Raw genomic sequence first — 23,481 nt, 5'->3', positions numbered from 1 at the left:
AAATCGCCTAGAACTTTGCGCCTATGCCGCCCCTGACTGTCACGGAACGGAACCCCGTCGCATCAAGATCTGCACCCAATTCGCCGTTGAGCGTGAGCCCATTTGGGCTCGAATAGCCAAAGCCCACCGTGCTGCGACCATAGAGGCGGCTGTCGACACTGAGATCGCCAAGAACGCTGCCAGACAGCCCGAGTTCGATCTCTGCCTTTGGCGTCAGGACGTGCCCGCCTTCCAAATCGATGCCGTATTCAAAGGCGCTCCCCAGGCCCAGCTTGAATTCCGTCTGCCGCTCGATTTCGACCAGAACGGCATCCCCGGTCTCGTTGCGCACGAGATAGTCGCCACCATCTTCGCTTGAAAGCGTCATAAGCACGCTCGGCCGGATGGTGAGGGCGTCGTGCTCCCAAAAACCGCTCAGATCGAGATTGGCAAGGAACCGCTCCGTGCCAAACGAGCCAGCGAAATATTGGCCAAACATTTCCGCAACCGCCTCGTTCTGCGATTGGCCATAGAGAAGACTGCCATCAAGGGAGAGGTGCTCGGAGAGGGCCACTGAACCATAGATGCCTGCGAGATAACCGGTGCCGCTCACTGACCCCTTGCTGGAATTGTCGTGCATCCAATCCCCCTGCAACACTGCGCCGAGCAGCGCAGTATCGCCGAGCAGGTAGTCAACACCAATGGCGAGGGTCGAGAAGTCACCCCAGTGCGTATCGACACCGGCTTGCGCATGCAGCGTCATCTGCGCGTCGATCCAGATATTGACCGGAAGGGGCTCCAGCGCGACCGAAGTTGCCAGATTTTCTGCAGCCTTTGCCGCGCCCCAACTCATGACGTCAGCTAGGCTCGAGGTGAAGCCGAGGATCTGGCTTGTGCCATCGGCCCGCGCAATGACTGTGCCGGGGCGCCGGCCGGGCGCAATGCGGCGTCGATCAAAAATATCAGGGAGACGAAGAGCTGTTGCCACGAGCTTTTGCCGCGTCGTCATGAACTCTTCGGTCATCGTGGCGAACTGTTCGGCGACTGCCGTCGCCTGCAAGGTGATCGACGTTCCCGAGACGATTGCGCCGATCCCATCGACCACCGCTGTGCCAGGCAGATCAACGCGGCCGGCCTGCATGTCGGCTTCGGTGATCGTATATGACCCCGTACAGACCATGGTAGCAAAGGCTGCCAGACTATCCGACGGACACGCCACCGCCATAGCCGCGGAACTAACGCCGAGGCCCGTCAGATCGACACCACCCGTCGCAACGAGCGTATAGATCACCTCGATCCGCTGACCGAGCGCGACGAAAGCCTCGGGACGTGTGCTCATCGAGAAACTGACGCCATCGGCGCCGATCACGCGCTGGCTCAACGCTGGTGACTGGCTCGCGGCATGGAGCGCCGTGCCGCCATAATAGGCGATGATCGAATGCGTGCCGGACGCAAAGCCGGGCACGGTATATTGCGCTAGTCCCCCGCCAAGCGTGGCGCGCCCCAAGAGAATGTTGCCGCTATAAAACACTACAGACCCCGACGGCGAACCAGTTGGCGTCTGCACGGCAGCCGTAAAGGTTACGGGCTGGCCCACGCCCACTGCAGCGGCCGAGGTCGAGAGAGCGGTGCTTGTGGCTTCAAGGCCCGACATCATGACGATGCGGCGCCGAAGCGGCGCAGCGGCGTTTGATTGATAGACGGCGTCTCCCGAATAGATGACCGTCATGTCGCCTTCCGTCGCGTCCGGAAAGACCATGCTGGCCGTTGCGTGGTCACCCACAAGGTTAGCTGAAACCTGATCGCTCCAAGTGCTGCTGGCGAAGCGGAACAGGACTGATCCCGTGGGCATGCCACTGCCCGATAGCGAGAAAACGCGCGCCGACAGGGTGGCAAGAGCGCCGGGAACGGGACGGTTAGGCGAAATGGTGAAGCTTACCGTCGTATCGCCCATGACCTGATGGTTGATCTGGGCGCTGGCCGCATTGAAATAGGTGTCCCCGTCATAACTGACTAAAAGCGTATGGACGCCTGGGCCAAAAAGGGTTTCGGGAACGGAAAACTGCGCGGTCGGCCCTGCAAGCGTGATGACCTGATCGGCAAAGAGTCCGTCGGCGTGACGAAGTTTCAGTGTTCTGATGGGCGTGCGACCGGTTAGAGCGACAGGTGTCAACGTAACGTCGATGACGAAATCGGTGCCATTATTGGTGGCATCGACCGCAAGATCGACATCGTCGCGGACGACGGGTTGGTTGAGGACCGCCGACTGGCTTGCAGCATCGATCAGATTGAGTGGACCAAGATATCGCGCCGTGAACGCTGTATCGGCGGCGAGAGGCGGTGTGACAAATGTCGCTGAGCTCGCGCCGTTGGTCACCGATGTTCCGATCACACTGCCATCGGCTAGGAACTCTATCGTTGCGGAGGATGGCAGGCCGCTGGCGGGTGCCTGTCGCTCGACTTCGGCCGTCAATGTGACCGTCTCGCCAACAAGTGTTCTGGGCGCTGACGCTGAAAGGTTGAGCTTGGTCGGCGCACTCACCGGAACGACCGGCGAGGTGTCTGAACTCGCATTGAAGTTCCCCTCGCCAAGGTATCGCGCCTCAATGTTCCGCGTATCGAGATCGAAAAATGCATAATCAAGGCTCGCAACACCTATGGCATCAACTGCGCTCCTGCCGAGCACAGTGCCTGACGGCTGCGCCACGAACTCGACGTCGCCAGTCGGGATCAACCCAGACAGCGCGGTTATTTCAGCCCTCATCGTGATCATTTGGCTGATGACCGGCGACGCAGTTGAGAGCGAAAGATCGGTAAACGAGTCTTCAGATACCGTCGAGACGTGCATGACACGATGGGCCATGCGGGGCGATGTACTGGCGCGGAACACGTGATGGAGCGGGTAATTCACCCATATGTCATGAGTACCGACGGGCAGCTCATCGGTCGAGAATGTTGCTTCTCCGCCCACGAGTGTCTCCTCGCCGAGCTTCGTTGTTCCGGCAAAGAACTCCACATCGCCAATGGCGTCTAACGCATGGGCCGGCACGAGATCGACGGTGGCCACGAATGTGGACGTCGCGCCTTCCATTGCCGAGGCCGGACCCGTGACGGTGACCACCGTGTCTGCACTGACGGTTATGTTCACCTCTGCGGATGCGCCAAGGTCGAGCGCTGGGTCGTCTGGCTCAAACTCCGCGCGTAGAATATGAAGCCCAGGATCCAATGTGCTAATCAGCGTGCGCGTCCCTCCAACGGCCGGACCAGAGTCGATGGGCGCATTATCCAGGTAGAATTTAAGAGTGCCGGCACTCACCGGACCGCTTGAAGGCGCAAGTCGCCCGACGCTTGCGACAACCACAAGCCTATCGTCATGCCGGCTGATCGAGAGATTGCCGCTGATGCTGGCTTCCGTGGCTGCTGCTGTGGCCGACACGGTAAGCTGTGCGGAACTGGAGCCCAGAAAGCCCGAGGCACCGAGATATTCGGCCTCCACCGTTTGCGAAGCAAGCCCGATCGGCCACTCGATTTCCGCGCGGCCCTGAGCGTCGAGAAGCTCGCTGCCAATCGTCGCGCCGTTGGATTTAAAGACCAGGGTACCACCCGGAATACCGCCCGACGACAGCACCTCCGCACTCAAGACCACCCGCTCCCCCACCACGGGGCTTGAGGAGGATGGCGTGAGGTTGACGGTCGTCACGCTCGGCGTGCTGGCGCCTGCGGGCGCAATCGTCAAGGTGTAGGTTTTAGAACCGCTATTGCCCAGATTGTCTGTGGCCGTGATCGTGAAGGAGAATTGGCCGTCGGCCGAAGGCGTACCGAAAAGCAAGCCGCTGGTATTATCGATCGACAGATTGGGAGGAAGGTCAGGGGCCGCGTCAATCTGAAACGTGAACGGGCCAGTCCCATTGGTTGGCTGGACCAGCTCGGAATAGGGCACGCCATTTTCGGCATCGGGAAGGCTAGCGGGGAGCGCGAGTGGAATGAACGCCTCAGAAACGACGAGGGTGTGGCCCTGACTGACGGAAAAACCGTCTCCATCGGTCGCCTGGATAGTGAAGGTAAACGAGCCATCGGTTGTCGGCGTGCCCGTGATCGCGCCGGATGCATCGATCGAGAGGCCGGGCGGCGCATTGATCAGTCGATAGACGAAGCTCGAGCCGGATAATGTACTCGTCGCATCCGCATCGGCGGTATAGGGCACACCCACACGACCCGACAGCGGGACGCTACCGCTCAAGCTCAATCCTGGGGGAGCCACGTTCAGGTCAAAGGTATGGGACTTGAAATAGTCGCCGTCCTTCACCGTGATTTCGAAACGGAAAGGTCCCGCCGCCGTGGGCGTTCCGCTGAGCATACCAGTCGTTGGCGCGAGGCTGACACCCGGCGGCAAAGCACCAGCGGTGACGCTATAGCTGACAATCGCGACAGGCGTGCCTGATGCCGCAACGCTGCGCGTATCGAGTTGCTTGAAAGGCCAATCCGCCAACGCACCGGAGAAGCTGAGGGCGCCGCTTTCATTGCTGAGTACCGTCAAATCAAATAGCGCCGAACCGGTAAAGCCATTTGCGTCGGTCGCAGTTATTTCGAACGAGAAATTGCCTTGGGCAGTCGCAGAGCCAGAGAGCGTCCCGTCTTCCGCAAGAGCAAGGCCCTGCGGAAGCGTTCCTGCGCTCAACGAGAACTTGAGCACCCCAGCACCATTGCCTGACGCGGCGAACTGATAGGGCGCAAATGGCGATGCCAGTATCGTGTCGGTGAGGCTGCCGCCAGCCAGCGTAATCGTCGGCGCGTCGACCTGCAGCGCATAGGTCGCGGTGCTGTTGAAACCATTGCTGTCGCGGATGGAAACGACGATGGAGAAGGCACCCGCTTCAGTCGGTGTGCCGGACAATGTCCCTGTCGCCGTATCAAAGGACAGACCTGTCGGCAGCCCCGTGGCTGCGCCAAAAGTGTAGATGCCAGAACCACCGCTGACGGCGATCTGAGCAGAATAGGACGTCCCCGCGGTACCAGTTGCCAGCGCACTTGCCGAGGTGAAGGTCGGGGGAACGACGGAGAGCGAATAATTTTGGCTATTCTCAAGACCGGTCAAGGTATTTGTCGCGGTCACCGTAAACGTGTAGGTCACGGCCGTTGTCAGTGTCCCTGAAATGTCGCCCGTGACCGGGTCGAGGCTGAGACCAACAGGCAGGTCCGAGCTCACATAGGTGAAACTGCCGCCCCCATTGGTCACTCCTGCCGTGCCAGACCCAGGCTCGCCCGCAATCCAAGTTGGCAGGGTCGGATTCAATATGGCAGTGCCCAGATGGCTGCTGATGATGATGGTGTAGCCCTGCTCGACAGTGAAGCCATTGGCATCGCGAGCCTCGATGTCAAAGGTATATGTGCCGACGAGCGATGGCGTACCGGACAATGTCCCCTGAACTGTTCCCGTGGCACCAAGCGTCAAACCGGGCGGAAGCGTTCCTCCCTTCAGGACCACGCTATAAGGCGCGACGCCCCCCGCTATCGAAAACGTCGCGCTATAGGGGCGAGTGGTTTCGTGGGCAGTATCACTGAGGACGCCAAGCGAAAGCACCGGCGGCGCGACAACCAGGGTAATTACGGCAGTGCCGATGAAGCCATTTGCATCTTTGGCCTCGACATCGAAGCTCACAGAGCCAGCAGTGTCGGGTGTGCCCGTAAGGTCACCGGCTGCTGTAAGGAATAGCCACGCTGGTTTGTCGGGGCTGGTGAAGGTGTAAGTGCCCTGCCCGCCCGTCGCCGTCAGATTTGCCGAGAAAGCAGCGCCAAATGCGGCAGAGGTCCCTGAGATCGAGACCACGACGGATCGCGGAACCACGACCAGAGCAAAGCCTTGGCTCGATACGTTACCGGAGCCGGTATCGGTCGCCGCGACGATAAGGGCATGACTGCCGACGTCGGTCGTGGTTCCAGAGACCAAGCCGGTCTGCGGATCGAATTGGAGGCCTTGAGGCAACGTGCCTGAAGCAATCTGATAGGTGTAGCTTCCAGAGCCACCCGTGGCATTGAAGGCATGGGAATATGCCGCGCCTGCGACCACCGCAGGCGGCGGCGTCATCGTGAGCACCGAGGCAGCGTCGATTGCAAAGGTGTAGCGCTGGGTACCAACACGCGGCACAGGCAAGGAGCTGTCGGTGGCAGTGATTGTGAAGTCAGCAGTGCCCGATTGGCTCGGTATGCCAGACAACAAGCCCGTCGTGGTATCGAGCTGCAGGTCCAATGGCAGGCTGCCCGCTGAGACGCTGTAGGTATAGGGACCCGTCGCGCCAACCGCAGCGATCGACTGGAGATAATGTTGCCCTTCTCGTGCCGGCGGCAGGCTTGCCGGCAGTGTGACCACGGGCACCACGGTGGTGACGAACGAAGCCGATGCCTGCCCGGAAAAACCGTTGGCGTCTGTGACTGTGAACGTCACCGGATAGGTCCCTGCGGCTGAGGGAATACCGGTCACGGCGCCTGTATCTGCATCGAGTACCAGCCCGGGCGGCAGTGGATCGGCACCGATCGCATAGGTGTAGGGTTCAGCGCCTCCGGATGCAGTAATGGAACCGCCGGGATAGGCAACGCCCACTTCGCCTGCGGGCATGTTGGCCGACGCCGCGATCACTGGCGCGGTGAAGGTCACCGGATAGTTTCTGCTGCCCACAACACCATTGGTGTCGGTCGCGGTCAGGACAAGGTTGAACGTTCCGGTTTGGCGCGTGGTCCCTGCGACAATGCCAGTCGTTGCATCCACACTAATCCCCGATGGTGCCCCCGATAGCGCGAACAAATAAGCGCCAGCGCCGCCCGTGACGGTAGGCGCTACACTTTGATAAAGGATTCCAGCGACACCGCTTGGTGGAAGACTTGACGTGATGAGCACCGCGACGGGAACGACGATGGTGATCGAATAACTGCCTGTGGTGACCGGCTGGTCGTTTGCATCGAGCACATCGACGTCGAAGGTGTACGATCCCGCAGACAAGGGGCGCCCGGTAATCTGCCCCGTTGCCGCGTCCATCTGCAGACCCGGCGGAAACCCGGTGCCGTGTTTGACAAAATAAGGCCCTGTACCACCGACGGCAGTGACCGAACCGAAATAGTCCGCTCCGACTTCGCCGGGGGGAACATGCGAGACGAGCGTGACACTGATTGGCGCAGGGTCGACCACAAGCACAGCAGAAGCGCTGGCCGGCGAGATATCTGATGTTCCGCTGAAATCGGCAGCGACGGTGAAGCTTCCAGCACTTGGGAACGCTGTTGAGTAAGAAGCTTTGCCGGACGCGTTGGTTTGGACCGTTGCCGGAGACATGCCGGGAGCGCTGAAGGTGACATCGCTTGGCGGAACCAGGCCAGGCGCAGCGACCGTGAGTCCAAACACCACGGGCTGACCGGCAGTGGCGGGGCTCGGGCTGACAACAAGGGCAACGCTTGGAATCGCTCGTTCGATGGTGACGCCAATGCGCTCGTCAAAACTTGCCCCATAGTCTCGACCCGCGACATAGCGGGCGATGACCACATATTGTCCCGCAGACAATGCCGGTAAGTCGAAGTCCGCAGAGCCACCCACAAGGGCCGAGGTGCCGACAACAGTCCCATTGACCAAAAATTCGACGATACCCGACGGTGTTCCCGCCCCCGCAGTCAGGGCAGTAACGACGGCTGTGGCAGTGATCGGATCGCCAAAGCGCAAAGGTGCGGCGGGCAAGGATAAAGCCGTGCTGGTGGCAGCCGCGACAACGACCTGCCCGCCAGCAAGCGCGTCGCGCGCAGGACCGTATTCATGCGTACCGGCATAAACCGCTTCCACAGTGTGATTGCCGCCAGACATAAATGCGTAATCGAGCGTGGCGGAGCCATTCACGAGGGGCCTTCTGAGCGGCGCCGAGATATCTCCATCTATGATAAAATCGACCGTGCCGGTGGGGGTAAATGCACCCGCCGTCAGGTCTGCACGGAACGTGGCCAGCTCGCCGACATGAAGAGGCGCAGGGGGGCCGGAAATTCCAAGCGTCGTCGTTTTATGCGTAATGACGACAGGGGTCGCCAGCGTCGCGCTGGAGGTGTCATGATTGTTCTGCGTGGCGTAGGAGGCGCTGACGTCGTGCGAACCGACTGTCAAAGCGCTCAATGTCAGTCGCGCTTTGCCGCCAACCAGAGAACGGGCGCCATAAGAGGTCCCATCGACCATAAAGACCACGTTGCCTGACGGCGTCCGCACGCCGGTTACCTCAGCCACCAACTCGACGGCAGTCCCCAATTCCGCAGTCAAAGGCGTCGCGGACAAAGCCATGACGGTGCTCGCCGGGGTAACCGTGTGTCCGCCAGTCAGAGCGTCTGTCGCAGGCAGGATATGGCCATCGCCCGAATAGCTGGCCGAGATGGTGTGATTGCCGACATCGAGGCCAGAAAGGCTCAACACCGCCACGCCATTGGCAAATGAATCGGCAGATCTTGGCGAGCCGTCCACCGTGAAGGATATTGTGCCGGTTGGCGCAAGAGAACCTGTATTGAGGCGCGCCTCGATCGTCGGACTGGCCCCGTAGACTGATACGGGGGAAGAGCTGACAACGGTCAGCGCAGATGGAGCCCGCTGGATGGTCAAACCACCCGCCAATGGTGCGGTTGCACTTTGGAAATCGGACGTCTGCGCATAGCTGGCAGTGACGAGATAAAATCCTGGCTCCAGCGTCGGAACGGTCAGTTCCGCCCTGCCATTCGTGATCGGAGCCTGGTACCTCGTCCCATTGATATCGAAGACAATGTCACCAGAAAGCGGCCCGCCCGCTGAGGAAATATCGGCAGAAAGGGTCGCGGACTGCCCATAGGCGACCGCATTGGCACTCGCTGATACGCTTAGCGAAACCAGCGCCCTATCAATGTGCAGGTCACCGGCGAGAATGCCCGTGGACTGCTCGAGATCAGCGTCTCCAGAGTATTCAACCCTGATAACATGAGTGCCGACGGAAGACGGCGTGGCGGAAACACTCGTCATACCTGCTGTAAGCAACACATCGTCCGCGACCAGCGTATTGTCGATGTAAACATCGACCGTGCCTGTCGGCGTTGCGGCTGTGGAGTTGACCTTGACGGAGAAGGTCACAGTCCCGCCTAGCGTAATTGAAGGCGCCGAGGTGGTGACCTCCGTCGAAGTCAAAGCCTTGTTGACCTGATGCTGTACACTGGCCACTGGGCTCGCGCTAAAGCTGGTCGTTGCAGCATAGCTTGCCGTAATCTGCCGCTGCCCGACGGCAAGAGTTGTCGTCTTGGCCAAGGCAACACCTGCGTGAAGCTCCGCCGAACCAAGAGACTGCCCGTCGGCCATGAAGGTCACATCGCCCGTTGGCACACCACCTAGGGATGTCACCTCTGCACGAAGCGTGACTTCATCTTTGAACCGACTGGGTTCAGGTGAAACGGTGAGGTTCAGAGCAGTATCGGCAGGGCGCAACTGGTAGCCACTGGCGAGCGTATCGGTGCTCTGGATAAAGCCTGCATCCCCGCTATAGACGGCAGTTACGGTATACGTGTTCACCGCAAGGCTCGGCAGGGAGAGGACTGCCGTGCCATTGACGAGGTTCTGCGGCGGCTGCTGTGCCCCGTTGAGCGAGAAGGTGACGCTCCCGGTCGGAGTGCCGACGCCAGGCGCGAGCGCTTCGACATGAGCGGTGAACACCGCAGCGGCGCCAAATGCCCCGCTCGCAGCATTGCTTGAAATCGTGGTGGTCGTGGCGGCACGGCCAACAGTGTGCCCACCCGGAAGCGAGCAAGTTGCAGAAAGAGCGGTGGCACTCCCGCTATAGGCTGCCGATACGGTATGATTACCCACTGCCAGCGAGGAACGCGTGAGTGTCGCCTCACCATTGACGAGGGTCACCCCGGGCAAAACCTGCTGATTGTCGATAGTGAATATTATCGACCCCGTTGCCGGGCCGCCTGGCGTGGAGGCACGGGCCGTAAAGGTCACTGCCTGCCCGGTTACAGTTGGCTCGGGCGTCGCGGTCAACAAAACGGAGGATGTCGCTTTACTGACGGTGTGCGCGACAGCGCCTGAAACGCTGGCCGAAAAGCTGTCGGACACTTGGTAGGCGGCGGTGATGCTGCGATCGCCAATCGCAAGGCCCGACAGCAATACCGTCGCCTCTCCACCAACGAGCGGGGCGTCTGGCCCCGGGACGCCATCAATACTGAAGACGACCCTGCCACCGGGAGCACCTGCGACCGACGAAACGCGAGCGACCGCCGTCGGCGTATCCCCAAACTGGCTACTTGCCGAACCCATGGTCAAAGTGGTCGTGGTCGAGGCCGGCGAAACGACCTGTCCGCCCGACAAGACCCCATCCCCCGACTTAAAATTGGTGGAGCCTCCATAGTGAGCTTCCACGACGTGTCCGCCGCCGGAAAGATTAAGTGCGGTGAAGCTCGCAGCACCGCCGACGACAGGCACCGGCGTCTGCGCAACACCGTCGATCTTGAAGGTAACCGTCCCAGTCGGCGTGCCGCCAGCGGAGGTGACCGTTGCGCCGAAGGTTGCCTGCTGACCATAGACCACGGCACCCGGACCCGTGACTTGGACAGTGGTGGCCGCTTGATCGACCTGCTGGGAAGCCGACGTATTGGAGCCGGTGAAATTGCTCGTGGGATGATATGTCGCCAACACGGCATGTGTCCCGACACCAAGCGGCGGCATGGCGATACTGGCTTTGCCGCTGACAAGACTGACCGGCGCATAGGCAACGCCATCGACGGTGAAAACCACGGTGCCCACCGGCGTGATCTGGGAGGCCTCGACAGTGGCGGTAATTGTGCCGGCCTGGCCAAAAGTGCTCGGATTTGGCGAAAGACTGAGCGTAGTCGTCGTCGCTGCAGGCGTGACGGACCGGTAAGCTGGGCTCGAAACACTGGCAGCATGACCCGATGAGCCCGAATATTTGGCAATGATAGACCGCGTGCCGGCGGCAAGTGCTGTGGTCGTGAAGGTCGCCGTGCCCGCCTGCAAAGCGACCGCCGGCTGATCGACGCCATCGATGGAAAACACCACCGTGCCGGTGGGCGTCGACACGCTGGGCGCAGTCGCACTGACTTGAGCCGTCAAAGTAACAGACTGGCCATAAGCGCTTGGGGTTGGATTTAAAGCGACGGTCGTAGTGGTCGCCGCTAGTGCGACCCCGTGCCCTCCGGCCAGCGTGCCGCTTGCGCCACCAAAGTTCGCATTCCCGAGATAGTTCGCGGTCACCGCATATGTGCCGACCGGCAAATCCGAACGCGATAGGGTCGCAACGCCGTTGGTCAAGGCAACCGGCGACTGCTGCACCCCGCCGATCGAGAAAACCACATCACCCGTGGGTGTTCCACCAATCGAACTCGCGCTTGCCTGAAACTGAACCGGCTGACCAAAAAACGACTGACTTGGGCCCGAAACGGCCAGTGTTGTCGGCGCGGGCGCCGGATTGCAGGTGAGCGAGACAGTAACGCGGTTCGACTGGCTTAGGGCGGCCGTCGCATCGACATGGGCCGCTTGCAGCAGGGCGGAGCCGGTCGCCGCAATTGTTCCATTGATGACATAGCTGGTATTGGTGGCATTGGTAACGGTCGCCCCAAGAATCGTTGCGGGCAAGATGTTGGTATATAGGATTTGCAATACTGCGCCGGCTTTGGCTGGATTGCTCGTATAGGCAAAGCGAATTTCGTCGCCGGCATAAAAAACTTGCGTCGTAAGCAACAGTCCCGCGGTGGATGGCGGACCCGAATAGTTCATCACACCTGAATTGACGTAAGTGCAACCGGGCGACGCTGCGACGGCGACGCCTGTCAGCGCGGAGAAGCACAGCAATGCCGGAATGCAATGGCGAAGAGGCTGGGTGAGAAGACGGGCCCAGCAGAAAGCAAGGACTGTCGCCAGCCACTGAACAACACCGATAACGAAGCCATTACGCCAGAGGCGCGTAAAGATCGGTACCACCGAAAACCCAGACAGAAAGAGCACAACACTAATTGTGACCGTCTGAACGCTTTCGATTTGCCAACTGGAAAGAAAAACGTTAACAGTTGTTAACTAAATCGGAGCCTGACGCTGGCGCGATATTCCAGAAGCGCTGCGATCGAAAGCCGTCATGACGCAGATTGTCAGTATGCTTAACGCGGATTCTTCGAGATATTGTGGGTTCTTGGTACGGAATATTCCGTATCTGGCGCGATTCGACGTCGTGTCAATTGCTGGTTTTCTGCAATGGACGTAGACGTGAACGCAGTCTCACGCCTAAACTAGTTTCAAAAAGCGCTAGATCTGGTTTTTACGAAGGGCCGTAGCGACCGCATGAACGCGGTTGAACGTACCAAGCTTCGCCCCCGCATTGGCAATATGCGTATCCACAGTCCGGCTGGTGATGCCGAGCATCGAAGCAACGGTATCGCTGGTATTGCCGAAAGAGATCAGTCGCAGAATTTCCCGTTCGCGCTCGGTGATGGCGTATTTGCCGCGTGGCTGCGGCTCTTCCTCACGCGGCTCTTCTTCTTGATAGTCCTGGATCGGGCAAACAGTGCCGTAAAATCCTTCGAACTGATCATTCTCGCCGAATTTTGGTAGGCCCACGGCCCAGACGCTCGAATAATCGCCATCCGCCCGCGCCAGCCTGAAGGCCGCGCCATAAGCAGTCTGCGTATCATGAGCGTGGAGGAAGCTGCGCCGGACCTTTCCGGCATCGTCTGGATGAACAAGGCTCAGCCAGGAAAGGCCGATCCCTTGATCAGCGTCAGCACCGGTGAAATGAAACCATTCCGGGCTGAGGTAAAAGCATTCACCATTCAAATCAGTCGCCCAAGCGATCAAATTGGTGGTCTCAGTAACGGCCCGAAACCTTTGACGTTCAGCCGTCCAATCGACAGTTTTTTTCATCAGCCAGGAAGTTGGTTCATAGGGTGCGGTTAAGGCAATCTACATACACAACCTCAATGTACCCAATATCGGTGATAATACAACCATCTTCTGTGTTCATATAACCCATGTTCTTTGTGGAACTAAGCCGCATTGCCAAGCGACTGCAGAACCGCAGGTCGCGGACAATTACATTCACGATGTGAACTTAAAGATCGGGAATGGTTATTGCAGTAACTGGGCAAAGCGACGCTGAGCGCATCAGTTGGCGGACAGCCCATAACGAGGCTAAACCGCGACATCGGAATACTGGGAGGCAAAGCCCCGATCCGATGGATAAGAAGGAAGAGAGCCTAGGGCCGCCGACCTTATGCCGGCGGGCCCTGGGTTATGCCTTAGCGGGGCGACGGACGACCATCGGTGCGCACCGGGCGCTTGGGAGCCGCGATCAAACCTTCGCGGATAGCCTGCTTGCGAGCATTCTTGCGGGCGCGGCGAACGGCCTCACCCTTTTTACGGACGCGCTCTTCCGAGGGCTTCTCAAAATACTTCCGGAGCTTCATTTCGCGGAAGACGCCTTCGCGCTGAAGGCGCTTCTTGAGGACACGAAGGGCTTGTTCGACGTTGTTGTCGCGTACCTGAACCTGCAAAAAATTTCCTAACTTTGATTTCGTCTCACCCGCCTGAACAGACAGGCAGGAGTCGACGTAAGACCGATTGGGGCGTGTGGTATCAGCTTGATCGTCTCGACCCAACCCCAATAAGGGTAAATTTTCGGGAAGATCTAACCAGGAAGCGCCTGCTTCACATCAGCAAGGCTTGGCGCATTCATGTGGCGGTACACTGCCTGGATGATGGAATAGCAGCCAAACGCGACGAGGCCAAGAGCCGCAGTGCCATAAAGCCAACGCCCGAAGGGCAGCGCGTAGACATAATCGAGAGCATCCGAAATTCCGCCAGCCTGCTCGGGCGAAACGGTCAAAGCCGCATAAGCCACGAACCCACCGACGATGGCGAGCAAAGCCCCGCGCGCAACCAGACCGAACAAGCATGCAAAGTCGAGCACTTTGGGCGACGATGGAAGATCGAGCCGATCGCGATATTTCCGTGTGACACCCTTGCCGATCTGAACAAGACCCGCGCCGATGACACCAATAGCGACGAGGCCAAGGAGGAAAGGGCCGAACGGCTGCTGGAGGAGCCAGGCCGAGGCCTCGGATTCCCCGCCACCACCGCTACTGCCGCCCCCTTGCCCCAACGCCATGCGCGCAGCAGTGAGCGCAAGGAAAACATTGGCGCCTGCGCTGATCAGCGAACCGACGCGCCCGACAAGACCCTTGCCGTCCGTACCGACATTGTCGGCGTCCAGAAATCCTTGCGCGAGGCGCCAGGCGATGTGACCGGCAAGACCGATGGCAATCAGGCCCAGAAGCACGCGACCGAAGGGGAATTGCAAGACATGCGAGAGCGCTCCTGAGGAGTCTTCCGTGCCCCCGCCGCCATTTAAAGCTGACATGAAGGCGAGACCGCCAAGGAGAATATAAACAACGCCACGAGCAGCATAGCCTGCCCGTGCCAGTGTCTCAAATTTGTTGCGCATGACGTAAACCCTTCAACTGAAGGGCAAACGACGAGACGTGGGCCGGGTTCCGCAGCGTTAGCGATGCGACGATGCTGCGACGGTGGGCGAGCATGGCGCGACACTTGGGTGCCGCGCCACTTAGGTCCTATTGGCCGGCATAGGGCACGAAGGTTCGGCCCGAAATGTTGGAGATCAGCATGTAGCTGATGGCTCCGAGCGCATAGAAGGAGTTGGACGAGGCTTCTTCGCGCGGAATGGTGATCAGCTGGTGGTTCTGGCACGCCGTCAGATACTGGCAGAAGTCGGGGACAACGGCGTTTAGCTTCTCATTGGACGTTTGAGGGGTTTCGAGCGTGTCCGTGCGGTAAGTGGCAAAGACAAAGTCTGCATCGAGCTCCGGAAGTCTGTCGGCCGGAACCATCATGTCGCCGCCCTCGGGTATGCTCTCGATGAGCGCAGGCGCCTTGAACCCCGCATCGCGCAACACACGCCCGAGCGTGCCATAGGTGTGCTCGACATAGAAGGCGCCGTCATTGCCCTGAATGACAGAGACCGAAATGTTGGCCGTGTCGATCAGTCGCTTGATCTGCGCAATCTGGCCATCATAGCGGGTCTTGAGGAAAGCCATGCGCTCTTGTGTGCCGGTTATGTCGGCCAAAAGTTCATAGGCCGCAAAAGCGTCAGCGCTGGTATCGATGACAACGACGGGAGCGATCTTCTCCAATTGACCGACGGGGGCGGTCTGCCATTCGGTCGTGATGATGAGATCGGGCTCAAGAGCCGAGATCGCTTCTATATCAGCAGGCAGATTACCGACGAATTTGATCTCGGAATTGTCGAAATCGACCCCTGTCAGTACTGCACTGGCGCGGATGAACGGCTTTCCATCGGCCGTCGTCCGCCCATGGCTACCGATCGGGGGCACGCCAAGCTCGATCAGCGGGATGGTGATGCTGAGATCGTGCAGCGAAACGATCCGCATTGGATGTGCTGGAATCTCGACCGTCCGACCGGTCAGATCGGTGATGCTGCGTGTCTCCTGCGCTAGCGCCGGGGCAACGGTAAGGATGACAGCCAATAAGGCTGCAATGAAGCGGTTCATGCGTTTCCCCCATACCGAGGCGCATAAAAGTGGCCTCACAGCCCGCACTAATAATTATGACTAACGATGTCAACAATATCAGTGACGCTTTGAGAGGCCTGCGGATGTCGCCGAGCAGCAACGCCTATGCGGCATGCCCAGCGCTCGTTACGGTCAGGAACCTGCGCGATCGAGAGTGAAAACAGCACTCCAAGCGCCAATCGTATCCTTTGACGCGGACCCTTCAAGCCAAAGCTGATCCGCGCCGGAGATTTTGGCGCCCGAGAACGGTTCATCAGACAAATTCGCGATCAGCGTCAAAACCGATTCATCCCCTAGCGTCCACTCAACCTTGAGAACCCTTTTAGCCAGCAGCTCGAACCTGCCAGCATTGCCGCCGATATCCGCAAGGCGCGGAATGATCTCTTCTTTTCTCAGCGCAAGAAGCTGCCGATAATGCACAAGGCTCTTGGCATGCTCGTCTTTCTCGAGATCGGACCAGACGAGCTTGCTGCTTTCAAAGGTCGAACGCGCCATCGGATCGGGCGGATCGCCGCGGTCCATATCTTCGGGAAAATTCTTGAGCTCATCCTTCCGCGATTGCCTGATGTCATTGGCAAGATCTTCGCCCACATCGGAAAAGAACAGGAAAGGCTGTTTGGGCGCCCATTCTTCCCCCATGAACAGCATGGGAATATGTGGGCTCAGCAAATAAATCGCGGCCCATAGCCGGACGCGGTCGGCGGGGATTAGATGGTTGATCCGCTCACCGAACGGCCGATTGCCGGCTTGGTCGTGGTTTTGCGCATATGAGACGAAGGCCGTTGGCGGCAAGAAGGCGCTCGCCTCGCCCTTTTTGCGGCCTTCATGCTCCATATATTCGCCCTGCCAGGAAAAGCCTTCCGCTAGCGCTCGTCCCAAAAGGTCGATGCGACCATCAAAGTCCGCATAATACCAGGCGCTTTCGCCCGTCAGCGCATTGTGCATCGCATGGTGGATGTCATCGCTCCACTGGGCGTCATAGAGCCATGGCGTGGTGTCCTCGCGCCTTTTAAGCCAGCTCGCTTCATTGTCGGAATTCTCGACCATCAAATGAATATGGCGCCCATCGGTCGAGCTGCGGATCTGTTCCGCCAGATCCTGCAGCAGATGCCGAGGGCCATTATCGTGAATCTCGTGGACGGCATCGAAACGCAGGCCGTCAAAATGATATTCGTTGAGCCAATAACGAGCGCTGGCGAAAACATATTCGCGAATGACAGAAGCGCCATCTGCGTCGAAATTGATCGCCGGACCCCAAGGCGTTTCGTGCTTGTCGGTCGTCAGCGGGGTATAGACGGAGAGATAATTTCCCTTGGGGCCGAAGTGATTGTAGACGACATCGAGAAAGACGCTGAGGCCCTTTTCGTGCGCAGCATTGACCAGCGCCTTGAGATCCTCTGGCCGTCCATAGCTTGAATCGGGCGCAAACAATTGCGCCACGTCATATCCCCAGTTCCACTTGCCGGGAAATTCGGCAACGGGGAGAAGCTCGATGGCGGTGATGCCGAGTTTGACGAGATAGTCGAGCTTATCGATGACGCCGCGGAACGTGCCTTCCCTGGTAAATGTGCCGACATGCAGTTCATAAATGATCTGCTCTTCCCATGGCCGGCCTGGCCAACCGATGTCGGTCCACTCGAACTGGTGGGGGTCGATGATCTCGCTTGGGCCGTGAACATCTTCTGGCTGAAATCTTGAAACCGGATCGGGCACTTCGGTGCCATCCTCGAGCACGTAGCGATAGCGCATGCCCGCCTGCGCGCCCTCGATCTCGACTTCATACCAATCCCGCGGCTGGCTGTTCATCGGTACGGTGATATCGAGATCGTATATTTTGAGCGCGACCCCGTTGGAATAGGGAGCCCAAACCCGGAAACGCACACCGGTCGCGGTAAACTGAGTGCCGAACTTCATCGGCTGGTCACGCCGAACAACGCGCGGCTCTTGGGGGATCATGATATTCATGGGTACACAACTGACAGGATGGACTGTGAGGCATCTGGATTCCCAAATGCCTGCGCCCAGCGCGCGTTCCTGCATGTAACGCTTGCGGCGCGCGCAACGAGGCGATGGGCCGCCTGTTTGAGATATTGAATTCGGGGCTTAATGGTGCTGCAATAGAACCATGTTTCGAGTCTGCGGCGTCCTACAGCACCGCTTTCCAGAGCGGCGTCGTTTATGCTCACCTATATTCTCAATCGCTTGGGCATGATGCTCGTCACCCTCTGGGCGATCGTCACCCTGACTTTCTTTCTCATGCATGCCGTACCCGGTGGACCATTCGTGTCCGAACGCATGCTTGCGCCTGAGATCGCGGCCGCCCTCAATGCCAAATATGGGCTCAACCTGCCGATCTGGGAGCAGTATCTCAACTATCTCGGCCGCATCCTGACCTTCGACCTCGGCCCGTCCTTCAAATATCCCGGCGTCTCGATCAATTCCATGATCGCCGCTGGCCTTCCCGTCACGCTGCAGACAGGGCTTCTCGCGGTCATCTGCGTGGTGGCGCTTGGCGTGCCGCTGGGCGTCATCGCGGCGCTCAACCGCAATCGCTGGCCGGATACGACGGTGATGTTTATCGCAACGCTCGGCGTCGCCATTCCAAGCTATGTGATCGCCACAGTTTCGATCTACGTCTTCGCCCTGCGCCTCGGCTGGGTGCCCACATTCGGCCTCGATGATTGGCGCGGCTATTTTCTGCCGGTCTTTGCCCTTTCCGGCTTCTGGATTTCCTTCGTGTCCCGCCTGACTCGCTCGTCGCTGCTCGAAACGCTCGATCAGGATTATATGACCACAGCCCGCGCCAAGGGCCTGCGCAAGGGGCAAATCCTCATCAAGCATGGCCTCCGCAATTCGCTTCTGCCCGTCGTGACCGTACTGGGTCCGGTCGTTGCCAACCTGATCACCGGCTCCTTCGTCATCGAACAGATCTTCGCTTTGCCCGGCATCGGGCGGCAGTTCGTGCTCTCGATCACCAATCGCGACTACACCGCCATCATGGGCATCACGATCTTCTATGCCGCCGTGCTGATGGTAATGATCCTGATCGTCGATCTTCTCTATGTGTGGCTCGACCCGCGCATCAAACTGACCAAGGCCACCGCATGACCGACATATCTCCGGAAATGTGGGCCAAGCTCCCGGCCGACGAAAAGGCGACGCCCGTTCCGCCGCCCGCCCCGACCTATGGTCAGGAAGTCCGCCGCCGCCTCTGGGCCAACAGGCCCGCCGTCGTCAGCATCGTCTTCATCGTGCTTCTCGTGATCGCGGCCTTCTTCGGGCCCTATCTCTCGCCCCACACCTATTACAAGCAGGACCTGAAGCTCGCCAATATCCCGCCCTTCTTCGAAACCTATGCGGTTACAGACGGTGCAGGCGAAACGACGCGCTTCTTTCTCAATGCCTCGAACTTCAACCTTTACGAGGTCGATGCGGAGGGCAACATGCTGGGCCTTCTGCGGGGCGGGCGCAAGGACATCATCAAGAAGAGCCAGCCCTACGAATTCGGCGATCAGACCCTGACGCTCGATTATTCAAAACTGCCCGCCCGGCTCGTGCTTGAAGACGGCTCGGAAGTCCGCCCAACAGGCTGGGCTTGGAACAAGACTTATCTCTTCGGCACCGACCAGCTCGGTCGCGATATCTTGGTGCGCCAGCTCTATGGCGCGCAGATTTCCCTCACCGTCGCCTTCGTCGCCACCCTCGTGAATTTCTTCATCGGCGTGTTTTATGGCGGCATAGCCGGATATATGGGCGGCAAGGTCGATGCCGTGATGATGAGGATTGTCGAAATCATCTCGACCATTCCGCTGACGCTTTATGTCGTGCTGCTGATGGTGGTGTTCGACTCTGGGCTCCTCTCGATCATCATCGCCATCGGCTCCGTCTTCTGGGTCGATATGGCGCGCATCGTGCGCGGGCAAATCCTCAGCCTCAAGAGCCAGGATTATGTCGCGGCGGCGCGCACCATGGGCGCGTCTCCAGCCCGCATCCTGACACGGCACCTCTTGCCCAATTCCATCGGACCGATCATCGTCACCCTGACCATGCTCATCCCCTCGGCCATCTTCATCGAGAGTTTCATGAGCTTTATCGGCCTCGGCGTGACGCCACCGCTCGCGAGTTGGGGTTCGCTGACGTCCGAAGCCGTCGAGACGCTCCGTGCCTATCCGCACCAATTGTTCTTCCCGGCTGCCGCGATTTCCCTGACCATGTTCGCCTTCAATTTCCTCGGCGATGGCCTCCGCGATGCGCTTGATCCGAGGCTCAGCCGATGAGCGCCCCCATTCTTTCCGTCAGAGATCTCGCAACCTCGTTCTTCACCCGCCGCGGCGAAGTCCAGGCCGTCCGCGGCGTGAGCTTCGATGTGCGACAAGGCGAAATCCTCGGCCTCGTGGGCGAAAGCGGCTCAGGCAAATCGATCACCTGCATGTCGGTACTCCGCCTCTTGAAAGCTGGCGGCCGGATCAAATCCGGCTCGGCGACCTTCGAAGGCACGGACATTCTATCGCTCGACGAAGACGCCCTGTCCGACATCCGCGGCAACCGCATCGGCGTCATTTTCCAGGACCCGATGACCTCGCTCAATCCCACGCTCACCGTGGGCGAGCAGGTCATGGAAGCGGTGCGGCGGCATCGCAAGGCAAGCGCCGCCGAAGCACGAGCGCGCGCCATCGAACTTTTCGAACTCGTCCGCATCCCCTCTGCCGCCAAGCGCCTAAGCTCCTATCCGCACGAATTCTCTGGCGGCATGCGCCAGCGCGTGATGATCGCCATTGCGCTCGCCTGCGATCCAAAACTGCTGATCGCCGACGAACCGACCACCGCCCTCGACGTGACCATCCAGCGCCAGATTCTTGCTCTGCTCAAGGACCTGCAACGGCGCCTCGGCATGTCGGTGATCCTGATCACCCATGACCTCGGCGTCATCGCCGAAGTCACCGACCGCGTGCTGGTCCTCTATGGCGGCCTCGTCATGGAAACTGCACCGGTCCGCGACCTCTTCGCCCGTCCCGCACATCCCTATACCGTCGGCCTTCTGGGCGCCGTGCCAGACCTCCGCGACGATACGCATAAGCGGCTCACACCGATCCCCGGCTTGCCGCCCAATATGCTCTCGCCCCCATCCGGCTGCCCCTTCGCCCCGCGCTGCCCGCACGCCATGGCCCAATGCATGGCCGCACTGCCGCCGCTTTTCGGCGCCGCGCATCAATCGCGCTGCTGGCTGCAACACCCAGATGCGCCCAAGGTCAACGCCATTCACGAGGTGGCGGCATGATGAAGCCCCTTCTCCAACTGCGCGACCTCCACAAGCACTTCCATCTGCCGGCAGCCCCCTTTGCGGCAAGGCCCGTGCTTCGCGCCGTCGATGGTGTCGATCTCGACCTGATGAAAGGCGAGACGCTTGGCCTCGTCGGTGAATCGGGCTGCGGAAAATCGACGCTAGCCCGCACCGTCATTCGCCTCCACGAGCCAACCTCAGGCAGTATCCTATTCGATGGGCAAGAGGTCGCCAAAGCGCCCGAACGTCAGCTATCCAGCTTCCGCCGCCGCGTGCAGATGATCTTTCAGGATCCCTATGCCTCGCTCAATCCGCGCATGAGCGTCGGTGATCTGATTGCCGAACCCCTCGAAATCGCCGGCATCGGCACGGCGGCTGAACGCCGCAAGAAAGTCGCGAGCCTCCTCGACCGCGTCGGTCTCCCAAGCGATTCCGCCCAGCGCTTCGCCCATGAATTTTCCGGCGGCCAGCGCCAGCGCATCGGCATCGCCCGCGCCATCGCGCTTGAGCCCGATCTCGTCATCTGCGACGAACCCATTTCCGCGCTCGACGTCTCGGTGCAGGCCCAGGTCGTCAATATGCTTGAAGACCTGCAGGCTGATCTCGGGCTGACCTATCTCTTCATCACCCATGATCTGTCCATGGTCCGGCATATTTCGGATCGGATCGGGGTGATGTATTTGGGCAAAATTGTCGAGCTCGCGACCTCTGCCGATCTCTATCACCGCCCCTCGCACCCCTATACCCGCGCCCTGCTCTCGGCCATTCCGGTGCCGGACCCGGAAGCGGCGCGAGCGGTCGAGCCGATGCAGGGCGAAATCCCGAGCCCGATCGACATCCCATCCGGCTGTCGCTTCCGCACCCGCTGCCCGCTCGCCACCGAGCTTTGCGCGCGTGTCGAGCCGCAGCTCACCGATATTGGCGGCGGCCATCTGGCCGCCTGCCACTTCGCCGGGGAACTGGCGCAACAAGCAAACGGGGTAACATCCCCGACAAAGGAGAGAACGCAATGATGAAACGCGTACTGCCGCTCATAACGGCAATGCTGCTGGCCTCGGCCGGGTCGGCCTTCGCTGCCGGCGCACTGACCTATGTGGTCAACAATGAAAGCGCCAAATACGACCCCGGCACCACCGCCGAAACCTTTGCCGCCCCGATCATCGGCAACACTTTCGAAGGCCTCGTGCGCCTGAGCCCCGAGGGCGAAGTCGTACCGGCTTTGGCTGAAAGCTGGGATGTTTCGGAAGACGGCCTCACCTACACATTCCACCTGCGCGATGCAAAGTGGTCCGATGGCGAACCGGTCAAGGCATCGGACTTCGTCTATGCCTGGAAGCGCGTGCTCGATCCCAAATCGGGCGCGATGAACTCGCAGATGCTCTACCACATCGTCGGCGCCGAAGAAGCCTATGGCGGGGGCGATGCCAGCGCGATTGCGATCTCGGCTCCCGACGACAAGACGCTGACCTTCACGCTCAAGCAGCGCGTGCCCTATATGCTGCAGCTTCTTAACTACCCAACCTTCTATCCTGTCCGCGAAGATGTCGTTTCGGCCGACCCTGAAGGCTGGACGCGCAATCCCGCGACCTTCATCGGCACCGGCCCGTTCCGCGTCACCGCGTTCAATCAGGGCGAATCCGTCGTCTTCGAAAAGAACCCGAACTATTATGACGCCGACGCGGTCAGCCTCGACAAGCTGACCTTCCGCCTGGTCCCCGATCCGGCAACCGCACTCGCCGCCTTCGAAGCCGGCGATGTCGACGGCATCGAAGCCGTCCCGGCGCCCGAAATTCCGCGCCTTTCCGTCGAGTCCGATGCTTTCCTCATCGTTCCCGCTCTCGGCACCACCTATGCCTTCTTCAATCCGCACCAGGCGCCGCTCGACAATATCCATGTGCGCAAGGCGCTTTCGATGGCGATCGATCGCTCCGAGATCATCGAGTTCGTGCTGCAATCGGCTGACACCCCGGCCCTCGGCCTTGTGCCCCCGGGCATGAGCCTTGCCGGCGAAGATTTCACCGAAGGCCGCGATAATTTTGGTCTCTCGGAAACCGCTGATGTCGAAGGCGCCAAGGCCGAACTGGCCGAAGCCGGCTTCCCAAATGGCGAAGGTTTTCCAAAGACGCTCTACGTCACCTATTCCTCCCCGCCGATCGAAAAGCTGCTCGAAGCCATCCAGCAGATGTGGAAGGAAAACCTCAATATCGACGTCGAGATCCAGGCGACCGAATGGCAGGTCTTCTATCCCGAAGTGCAGAAGGTCGAGTACCAGATCGCGCAGATGGGCTGGGGTGCTGATTACCCGCACCCAATGACCTTCCTCGACAACTTCGTCACCGGCAGCGCCAACAATCTCGCCAATTGGTCCAACCCGGATTACGATGCCGCAATCGAAGCGGCGAAGGCGACTGGCGACGAAGCGGAATCGCGCGACGATATGCGAAAGGCCGAGGCCATTTTGATGAATGACCACGTCATCCTGCCGCAGTACCACCGCTACAATTATATGATGATGAGCCCCAAGGTGACCGGCTTTTGGCGTTCGCCGCTCAACGTCCCCTACTTCCGCGACGCTGAAATAGCTGAATAAAAACAATGCCTCCCGCCGGACAACCGGCGGGAGCTTCTCTTTT

At 59.7% G+C, this 23,481-nt stretch carries 11 protein-coding genes; 5 read left to right on the top strand and 6 right to left on the bottom strand.

From position 1 onward, the window contains the following. Window positions 1–7: 7 nt before the first annotated feature. From DevBK_RS15800 to treZ, 6 genes are all read right to left on the bottom strand, one after another. Window positions 8–11,974: an Ig-like domain repeat protein gene (locus tag DevBK_RS15800; RefSeq protein WP_317186148.1), complete on the bottom strand. Its 11,967-nt coding sequence runs from the start codon at window positions 11,972–11,974 to the stop codon at window positions 8–10. A gap of 294 nt (window positions 11,975–12,268) precedes the next feature. Continuing rightward, entirely contained in the window at window positions 12,269–12,883 is a 615-nt protein-coding gene (locus tag DevBK_RS15795; protein WP_061909693.1) for a PAS domain-containing protein, read from the bottom strand. 374 nt (window positions 12,884–13,257) lie between these two features. Then, window positions 13,258–13,512: a 30S ribosomal protein S21 gene (gene rpsU / locus DevBK_RS15790; protein ID WP_082460827.1), complete on the bottom strand. Its 255-nt coding sequence runs from the start codon at window positions 13,510–13,512 to the stop codon at window positions 13,258–13,260. Between the two features lie 134 nt (window positions 13,513–13,646). Next, on the bottom strand, window positions 13,647–14,462 hold the full coding sequence (locus tag DevBK_RS15785; RefSeq protein WP_061909697.1) for a DUF1206 domain-containing protein: 816 nt from the start codon (window positions 14,460–14,462) through the stop codon (window positions 13,647–13,649). Between the two features lie 127 nt (window positions 14,463–14,589). Beyond that, entirely contained in the window at window positions 14,590–15,546 is a 957-nt protein-coding gene (locus tag DevBK_RS15780) for an ABC transporter substrate-binding protein (RefSeq protein ID WP_317186147.1), read from the bottom strand. 153 nt (window positions 15,547–15,699) lie between these two features. After that, the gene (gene treZ, locus DevBK_RS15775; protein WP_317186146.1) at window positions 15,700–17,532 is read right to left on the bottom strand and encodes a malto-oligosyltrehalose trehalohydrolase; all 1,833 of its coding nucleotides are present in this window, start codon (window positions 17,530–17,532) and stop codon (window positions 15,700–15,702) included. Between the two features lie 213 nt (window positions 17,533–17,745). Between treZ and DevBK_RS15770 the strand changes: the two genes are divergently transcribed. Genes DevBK_RS15770 through DevBK_RS15750 form a run of 5 tightly spaced genes read left to right on the top strand, consistent with a single transcriptional unit; the run spans window position 17,746 to window position 23,438 of the window. Continuing rightward, complete coding sequence (locus DevBK_RS15770; RefSeq protein WP_317186145.1) at window positions 17,746–18,675, top strand: ABC transporter permease; 930 nt, start codon at window positions 17,746–17,748, stop codon at window positions 18,673–18,675. Further along, the gene (locus tag DevBK_RS15765) at window positions 18,672–19,844 is read left to right on the top strand and encodes an ABC transporter permease (RefSeq protein ID WP_317186144.1); all 1,173 of its coding nucleotides are present in this window, start codon (window positions 18,672–18,674) and stop codon (window positions 19,842–19,844) included. The genes DevBK_RS15770 and DevBK_RS15765 overlap by 4 nt, the downstream gene beginning before the upstream one ends. Continuing rightward, on the top strand, window positions 19,841–20,845 hold the full coding sequence (locus tag DevBK_RS15760) for an ABC transporter ATP-binding protein (protein WP_317186143.1): 1,005 nt from the start codon (window positions 19,841–19,843) through the stop codon (window positions 20,843–20,845). The genes DevBK_RS15765 and DevBK_RS15760 overlap by 4 nt, the downstream gene beginning before the upstream one ends. Further along, a complete protein-coding gene (locus tag DevBK_RS15755) occupies window positions 20,842–21,861 on the top strand; it encodes an oligopeptide/dipeptide ABC transporter ATP-binding protein (RefSeq protein WP_317186142.1) in 1,020 nt (339 codons plus the stop codon). Before DevBK_RS15760 ends, DevBK_RS15755 begins: the two co-directional genes overlap by 4 nt. Next, complete coding sequence (locus DevBK_RS15750; protein WP_317186141.1) at window positions 21,858–23,438, top strand: peptide ABC transporter substrate-binding protein; 1,581 nt, start codon at window positions 21,858–21,860, stop codon at window positions 23,436–23,438. Before DevBK_RS15755 ends, DevBK_RS15750 begins: the two co-directional genes overlap by 4 nt. The last annotated feature ends 43 nt before the right edge of the window (window positions 23,439–23,481 follow it).

Source organism: Devosia sp. BK (assembly GCF_032907385.1).
Classification (GTDB): Bacteria; Pseudomonadota; Alphaproteobacteria; order Rhizobiales; family Devosiaceae; genus Devosia.
The sequence above is the reverse complement of the archived record's forward strand: the minus strand, read 5'-3'. Positions and strand labels throughout refer to the sequence as shown.

Coding starts and splice junctions, on each gene's coding strand:
- DevBK_RS15795 (WP_061909693.1), bottom strand. CDS start 12,883: ATGAAAAAAACTGTCGATTGGACGGCTGAACGTCAAAGGTTTCGGGCC.
- DevBK_RS15785 (WP_061909697.1), bottom strand. CDS start 14,462: ATGCGCAACAAATTTGAGACACTGGCACGGGCAGGCTATGCTGCTCGT.
- DevBK_RS15780 (WP_317186147.1), bottom strand. CDS start 15,546: ATGAACCGCTTCATTGCAGCCTTATTGGCTGTCATCCTTACCGTTGCC.
- treZ (WP_317186146.1), bottom strand. CDS start 17,532: ATGAATATCATGATCCCCCAAGAGCCGCGCGTTGTTCGGCGTGACCAG.
- DevBK_RS15770 (WP_317186145.1), top strand. CDS start 17,746: ATGCTCACCTATATTCTCAATCGCTTGGGCATGATGCTCGTCACCCTC.
- DevBK_RS15765 (WP_317186144.1), top strand. CDS start 18,672: ATGACCGACATATCTCCGGAAATGTGGGCCAAGCTCCCGGCCGACGAA.
- DevBK_RS15760 (WP_317186143.1), top strand. CDS start 19,841: ATGAGCGCCCCCATTCTTTCCGTCAGAGATCTCGCAACCTCGTTCTTC.
- DevBK_RS15755 (WP_317186142.1), top strand. CDS start 20,842: ATGATGAAGCCCCTTCTCCAACTGCGCGACCTCCACAAGCACTTCCAT.
- DevBK_RS15750 (WP_317186141.1), top strand. CDS start 21,858: ATGATGAAACGCGTACTGCCGCTCATAACGGCAATGCTGCTGGCCTCG.